Source organism: Veillonella caviae, from assembly GCF_003992125.1.
GTDB lineage: Bacteria > Bacillota > Negativicutes > Veillonellales > Veillonellaceae > Veillonella > Veillonella caviae.
Window position 1 is genome coordinate 72,885 of record NZ_RQUY01000011.1, and the last position, 7,622, is coordinate 80,506.

6 protein-coding genes are annotated in these 7,622 nt (G+C 36.3%); all 6 read left to right on the forward strand.

Annotation, left to right across the window (positions count from 1 at the left end):
- Positions 1-199 precede the first annotated feature (199 nt).
- The 6 genes from tyrS to EO120_RS05465 all read left to right on the forward strand — a co-directional run bounded on the left by tyrS (position 200) and on the right by EO120_RS05465 (position 7,442).
- Positions 200-1,408, forward strand: coding sequence for a tyrosine--tRNA ligase (tyrS, locus tag EO120_RS05440; protein ID WP_127134463.1), 1,209 nt, complete (start codon positions 200-202; stop codon positions 1,406-1,408).
- Positions 1,409-1,562: 154 nt separating this feature from the next.
- Positions 1,563-2,180: an NUDIX hydrolase gene (locus EO120_RS05445; RefSeq protein ID WP_127134464.1), complete on the forward strand. Its 618-nt coding sequence runs from the start codon at positions 1,563-1,565 to the stop codon at positions 2,178-2,180.
- A gap of 206 nt (positions 2,181-2,386) precedes the next feature.
- Entirely contained in the window at positions 2,387-4,771 is a 2,385-nt protein-coding gene (gene ppsA / locus EO120_RS05450) for a phosphoenolpyruvate synthase (protein WP_127134465.1), read from the forward strand.
- A gap of 98 nt (positions 4,772-4,869) precedes the next feature.
- Complete coding sequence (locus EO120_RS05455; protein ID WP_127134466.1) at positions 4,870-5,508, forward strand: helix-turn-helix transcriptional regulator; 639 nt, start codon at positions 4,870-4,872, stop codon at positions 5,506-5,508.
- Between the two features lie 3 nt (positions 5,509-5,511).
- Positions 5,512-6,333, forward strand: coding sequence for a pyruvate, water dikinase regulatory protein (locus EO120_RS05460; RefSeq protein WP_127134467.1), 822 nt, complete (start codon positions 5,512-5,514; stop codon positions 6,331-6,333).
- Between the two features lie 119 nt (positions 6,334-6,452).
- On the forward strand, positions 6,453-7,442 hold the full coding sequence (locus tag EO120_RS05465; protein WP_127134468.1) for a deoxyguanosinetriphosphate triphosphohydrolase: 990 nt from the start codon (positions 6,453-6,455) through the stop codon (positions 7,440-7,442).
- Positions 7,443-7,622: the final 180 nt, after the last annotated feature.

The following is a 7,622-nucleotide window of genomic DNA, read 5'->3' on the forward strand; positions in this document are numbered from 1 at the left end:
TAATATAACGTAAACTATATTACGCAATTATAAATATTATACCACATTTACTGTAAAATGGTTATTTTTAGAAGTAACTTATAGTGAATGGTGGAGCTTACTTTTTGATTAACGTGATTATAAAACAAATACTCTAGATAATTGTGAAAGTGTACTTATAATGGTATACTAAAACAATAGATTTATGAGGAGGATATCCATGATTACAGCTCAAGAACAAGTGCGCCAAATTAAACATGGCGTTGCTGAATTAATTAATGAAGCAGAATTGCTCAAAAAAATCGAACGTTCTATTAAAGAAAATAAACCATTAGTCATAAAATTAGGTTTAGATCCTACAGCACCTGATATTCATTTAGGTCATACCGTACCGTTGCGAAAACTTCGTTTATTTCAAGAATTTGGACATCAAGTAGTTATTGTTATTGGTGGATTTACAGCACGTATTGGTGATCCGTCTGGTAAAAGTGTAACACGTCCTCCATTGACAAAAGAACAAGTATTGGAAAATGCCGCTACTTATAAAACACAAATTTTCAAAGTGTTAGATAAGGATAAAACGATTGTTCGTGATAATAGCGAGTGGTTGGAATCTATGAATTTTGCTGACGTATTACGACTCGCTGGTTCTTATACAGTGGCTCGAATGATGGAAAGAGACGATTTTAACAAACGTTTTAAAGAAGGTCGTCCTATTGGTGTTCATGAATTTTTATATCCATTAATGCAAGGTCAAGATTCTGTAGCACTTCATGCAGATGTAGAATTTGGTGGCACAGATCAAACCTTTAACTTGTTAATGGGTCGTCATTTACAAGAACAAAATGAGCAGGAACCTCAAATTGTCATTACGATGCCTTTATTAGAAGGCTTAGATGGGGTTCAAAAGATGAGTAAGTCTTTGGGTAATTACATTGGTATCGATGAAGCTCCTAAAGAAATGTATGGTAAAGCTATGTCTATTCCAGATGAATTAATGATGCGTTATTTTATGCTTGTTACTGATATGTCCATCGAAGAACAAGAAGAAATGACAGTTCGTTTACAGTCTGGAGAGTTACATCCGCGAGATGCTAAAATGCTCTTAGCTCGTACTATCGTTCGTTTATATCATGGTGAAGAAGCTGCACTAGAAGCCGAAGCAGAGTTTAAACGTGTATTCCAACAACGAGCATTGCCAACAGATATCCCTGAGTTTGTAATGGAAAAACCAAGTGATACGGTTTTTGTACCACAATTTTGTACAGATCTAGGCCTTACAAGTAGTAATGGTGAAGCACGTCGCTCTATCAAGGCAGGTGCTTTTAAAGTTAACGGTGAAAAATATACTGAAGAAAATTTAGCACTAGAAGACAATATGATTGTACAAGTAGGGAAGCGTAAATTCGTTAAAATTAAATTCAACTAAACTTTTAGGCGCAATAAGATATTTATTGTGCCTAATTTTAATGTTAATGAAAGTATTATAAATTAGTTTTATTAAGTATAGTTGATTAAAATGTTTGAAAAGAGACAAATAGATTGTTGTTTACGCATATAGTAAGGCGTATGGAGTTAGATAAATGGATATACAACTAAAACAATATTTAGCTAACAGGGAACAAACTATTGTTACGGATATCGATGTTATTACTGCTGCTGTAGCTATTCCCTTAGTAAAAATTGATGAAGAGGATCATGTTTTATTTACAGTAAGAAGTATGAATTTGAGGCGTCAACCGGGTGAAGTTAGTTTTCCTGGCGGTCATAGAGAAGCAAAAGATAAAACCGGTGCTGATACGGCTATTAGAGAGTGCAGTGAAGAGTTGGGAATACCATTGGAGACAATCGAGTTAGTAGGCCCTGTTGACTGTTTAGTATCTGCCATCGGCGTAAAATTACATGCTGTAGTTGTTAGACTACACACATTGGAGTTTAAACCTAATAGAGATGAAGTGGGAGAAATTTTTACTATTTCATTAAGAACATTGCTTAATATGGAACCTATAATTGGACATTTAGATATTGGTACTAAACCATTAAAAGACTTTCCATATCATTTATTAGAAGGATATCAAATTGATTGGAAAATTAGACAGAACTACTCTGTATATTTTTACTCTCATGAACAATATATAATTTGGGGACTGACAGGTCGAGTATTGAAAAATTTCTTAGATATTTACCGTTCTATCTGTTAAGCAAGTGTAATAAGTACATCGAGATTTATAATATCTATATACTATATATAAAAGTATAGTTATATAAAATAATTCTAATATTAGAGGTATAATTTGAATTGTTTTATAAATGTACATATAGAAAATTGACAGATTATTAAATAAGGTATACTATTTATTTATAAAAGGTTTATTGTGTTGCACTAATTATCTTCAGGAGGTTCTCGATGAATCGCGAAACAGCTTATGTACTATGGTTTGATGAATTAAAACGTGAAGATGTTAATCTAGTAGGTGGTAAATCATCTTCTTTAGGTGAATTAACATCGGCTACAAATGTGCCTGTTCCATATGGATTTGCTACAACTGCTCATGGATATCGCGAATTTATGAAAGAAACAGGTCTGGAAGAACGCATTCGAGTTGAATTAGAAAGCCTTGATGACGTAGAAAATTCTGCATTGCTACGTGAAGTATGCACTAAAATCAGAAAAATGATTTGTGCTGAAGAAATGCCTCAATCCTTAGCTGATGCTATTCGCCATTCTTATGAAGAATTGGGTCAAAAAGTAGGCGAAAATAATCCGTTTGTAGCTGTTCGTTCTAGTGCTACTGCAGAGGATTTGCCAGATGCTAGCTTTGCCGGTCAACAAGATACATATTTGAATGTACGTGGAGCCGATACGATTATTGAAAAAGTAAAAGAATGCTATGCTTCTACTTTCACAGATAGAGCTACATATTATCGAGTTAAACAAGGTTTTGATCATATGACGGTAGCATTGAGTGCAGCTGTGCAAATGATGGTGTTTTCTAAAGCCGCTGGCGTTATGTTCACTGTTGACTTGGTAACAGGTGATGATAATAATATTCTCATTGAAGGTTCCTGGGGCCTTGGTGAATACGTAGTACAAGGTACGGTAACACCTGATAATTTCCGTGTAGATAAACAAAAAATGATCATTACAGACCGTATGATTAATGATAAACATGTGCGCCTTGTTCGTAAAGAAGATGGGGATTGCATTGAAGAAGTAGTACCTAGCGATGAAGCAAAAGCACAAGTCATTTCTGATGCACAAGTATTGGAATTAGCTGAATATGCTAAAGCTATCGAGAAACATTATGGATGTTACATGGATATGGAATGGGGCGTAGATGAACGAAATGGGAAAATTTGGATTTTACAAGCTCGCCCAGAAACTGTATGGTCTAGAAAAGACAAATCCAATAGTGCTGATGCTAGATTGAATACAGCAGTTACAACAAATCGTGATATCGTTGTAAAAGGTTTACCTGCATCCCCTGGTAAAGCTGCTGGTAAAGCGCATGTCATTATTAACCCAGAGGATATCGATGAATTCAAAGAAGGGGAAATTTTAGTTACTGCTATGACTGCACCGGATTGGGTACCAGCGATGAAGAAAGCTAAAGCCATCGTTACCGATGCAGGTGGTATGACTTGTCATGCATCCATTGTTAGCCGTGAGTTAGGTATACCTTGTATTGTAGGTACTAAGAGCCGTAGTCACGAAGCGACTACATCTATTCAAGATGGTCAAATGATTACTGTAGATGCTACAAATGGTATTGTTTATGATGGTGTCTTAGAAGATCTAGTAAAACCAGCAGATTCTCAAGATGCATCTGCTGTTGTAAGTGAATACATTCCTGTTACAGGCACCAAGATTTACATGAATTTAGGGGATCCTGATTTAGCAGAGAAATATGGCGTATTACCATGTGATGGTATCGGCTTAATGAGGGAAGAATTTATTTGGACCACATTCATTCATGAACATCCATTGCACCTTATTGAAACAGGTCGCAGTGATGTAGCTGTTAATACCTTAGCAGAAGGTATGCGTAAGGTTTGTCAGGCATTGGCTCCACGTCAAGTAGTGGTACGTCTTAGTGATTTTAAATCTAGTGAGTATCGGGATTTAAAAGGTGGCGATAAATATGAGCCTCATGAATCTAGTGCTTTATTAGGATGGCGAGGTGCTTCTCGCTATTACGACCCTAAGTATTTGCCAGCTTTCAAATTAGAACTAGAAGCTATTAAAAAAGTACGTAATGAATATGGATTTAAAAATTTACAAGTTATGATTCCATTCTGCCGCACTGTAGAAGAAGCAGAACTTGTTACTAATTTGATGGCTCAAGAAGGTCTTGTAAGAGGCAAGGATTTCAAAGTTTGGCTAATGGCAGAGATTCCTTCTAATATTATTTTGGCAGATCAATTCAATAAATATGTAGATGGGTATTCTATTGGTTCTAATGATTTGACTATGCTAGTACTTGGCTGTGACCGTGATAATGAAACAGTGCAACATATTTATGATGAACGTAATTTAGCGGTTCGTCGTGCTATTCGCCATTTAATTGATGTAGCACATAAAGACGGGAAAACCGTATCTATCTGCGGTCAAGCTCCAAGTGTATATCCAGAACTTTGTGAATTCCTCGTAAAAAGCGGTATCGATTCTATTTCCGTTAACCCTGATGCTGTTAAGAATACGAAGAAAATGGTGGCTCAAATTGAACAACGTATGATGATGGATGCTCTTACTGGTCGTGGCCGTCAAGATGTTGATGAACTGGAGTGGTAAAACTATTACATAGAAATATAGAGGGGGCCATGGGTCTCCTCTTTTTCTTGTGTGTTACATAGGTTATAATAGTGCTATATGTGAAAGGAGGTTAGGGTGTGAAGCTTTCAAAACGTCAAGAAGATATCGCCCATATTGTGCGTGAGAAAGGTCCTATTACGGGTAGTGAGATTGCTGATTTTTTAGAGGTTAGTCGTTCTGCATTGCGATCTGATTTAGCTGTGCTCACCATGATAGGGGTTCTTGATGCACGGCCTAATGTCGGTTACTATTACGTGGGATTATCCCATGAAACACAAACAGCAGAAACATTGAAATCCTATAAGGTGCGAGATGTGCTATCACAAGCTGTTGTAGTATCTCCAAACACAAATTTATACGATACTATCGTTACTATTTTTACAGAAGATGTGGGAACGATTCTTGTTTGCGAAGAGTCTTATTTAGTAGGTGTTGTATCTCGTAAAGATTTATTACGAGCCTCTATGGGGCAAACCGATGCACATACAATGCCTATTTCTATGATTATGACACCGGTTAGCAAAGTGATTGCTGTTGAAGCAGATGACTCTTTAGTAGAAGCGGCGCAGAAGATGATTGATTATGAGGTCGATTGTTTACCTGTTGTGGTACGCGAAGAAGATGATGATTCTAAGAAGCGATTTACGGTAGTAGGACGTGTATCGAAAACGACGATAACAAAGATATTTTTAGAATGTAGTATTCATGAGGTATAAGTAATGGCAGAAAAAATTATTTATGCAATTTCTGATTCCTTAGGGGAAACGGCAGAGGCGGTAGCGAGAGCCACTGCAAGTCAATACGATAAGGAACAAATTGAAATTGTACGAATTCCATATATTGAAAATGAAGAACAAATTGATGAAATCGTTGATGATGCCAAAAAAGGTCATCATGTTATTTGTCATACTATTGTATCTCAATCATTGCGTACTTATCTGCATGAAAAAGCAGCCGAAAATAATATTCCTGCTGTAGATATTATGGGCCCTGTTTTAGATGCAGTAGGCACAGTGGCTACTACAAAACCAAGGATGACAGCTGGTATGGTACATAAGTTAGACCAAGAATATTTCAAAAAAGTGGAAGCCATTGAGTTTGCTGTAAAATATGATGATGGTAAGAATCCATCAGGATTTGAAAAAGCAGATGTGGTTATTATTGGTGTGTCTAGAACTAGTAAAACACCATTATCCATGTTTTTAGCGTATAAAAAAATCAAAGCTGCTAATTTGCCATTAGTACCAGAGGTACCATTGCCAGAAGAATTATTTAAAATTCCTTCTAAAAAAATTGTGGGTCTTGTTATTGATCCATATAAACTAAATAATATCCGTAGTGAGCGGTTGCGTGCTATTGGTCTTGAAGATGAAGCTAACTATGCTTCTGTAGAGCGTATCAATGAAGAATTAGAATACGCCAAAGCGGTTATGCGTCGTCTCCATTGCCAAGTATTAGATGTTTCTAATAAATCTATCGAAGAAACAGCTTCTCTTGTTATGCAATTAGTTGACAAGAATCGCATATGTGACGGAAAATAAAAGGGAAGGCAATAGTCTTCCTTTTTCCTTATGTGTTCATTCTGATGTTAGTCCATAGCTATGCATACAGCAATGAATCAGTACTGTTTATATATTAGTAACATATATTGTGAGGTACTATGAATATTAGAGAAAGTATAGAAGAACGGGAGGAATTATTATTATCTCCTTATGCGGCGAAAAGCCGTGAAGCTACTCGTGATATAGAAGAGGAACCGGATCCATTGCGCACGGCCTTTCAACGAGATCGAGATCGAATTATTCACAGTAAATGTTTTAGACGATTAAAACATAAAACACAGGTATATATTGCACCAGGGGACCATTATAGAACTCGTATGACTCATACTTTAGAGGTAGGGCAAATTGGTCGTACTGTAGCGAGAGCATTACGTTTAAATGAAGATTTAGTAGAAGCTATTGCTATGGGGCATGATGTAGGGCATACACCTTTTGGCCATGTAGGTGAGTATGCATTACGTGAGATGGTAGGTCATTTTAATCACAATGAACAGAGTTTACGTATGGTAGAAGTCTTAGAAAAGCACGGAACGCGGCAAGGTCTTAATTTAACAAAAGAGGTGCGCAATGGCATCTTAGGGCATACGGGAGAGACAGTGCCGAATACCTTAGAAGGCCAAATTATCCGAATTGTAGATCGTATTGCTTATTTATGTCATGATTATGATGATGCGCAACGGGCGGGTATGTTGACTTCTAATGATTTGCCGGAAGAAGTACGTACTTATTTTGGTGACACCCCATCTAGTATGATTACAGCTATGGTAAAAGATATGGTAGAACAGTCTTTTGATAAACCTAAAATTGTTATGTCTGGGGAAATTGAAAGTACTATGCATGTATTTAGACAATTTATGTTCCAAAATGTATATTTGGCCCCTGCACTCATTCCAGATCGCAATAAGGCGGCTCACGTAGTGAAAAATTTATTTACACATTTTATGGAACACCCAGAAGATATAGAAACTTATGTAGAACGAGATGGGCTGTATTCTACTATCGATATTATCGATTATGTAGCAGGTCTTACCGATCAATATGCGATAAAACTATTTAAAAAATATTACCTTCCTAGTATTACATTGTAAATGTAATGTATCTAGTGATATTCTGTTAGGATTATGTATTAATAAAAGATTTATTAGGGTTATAGGACAAAAAGTGTTGGTTTTATAGGCGATGCACTCAGTAAATTACTGAGTGCATCGCCTTTTTAAATTGTTTAGTAATTTTTAAATGGTGGACAAAAGGTGTTGGTAAAAAGTTTG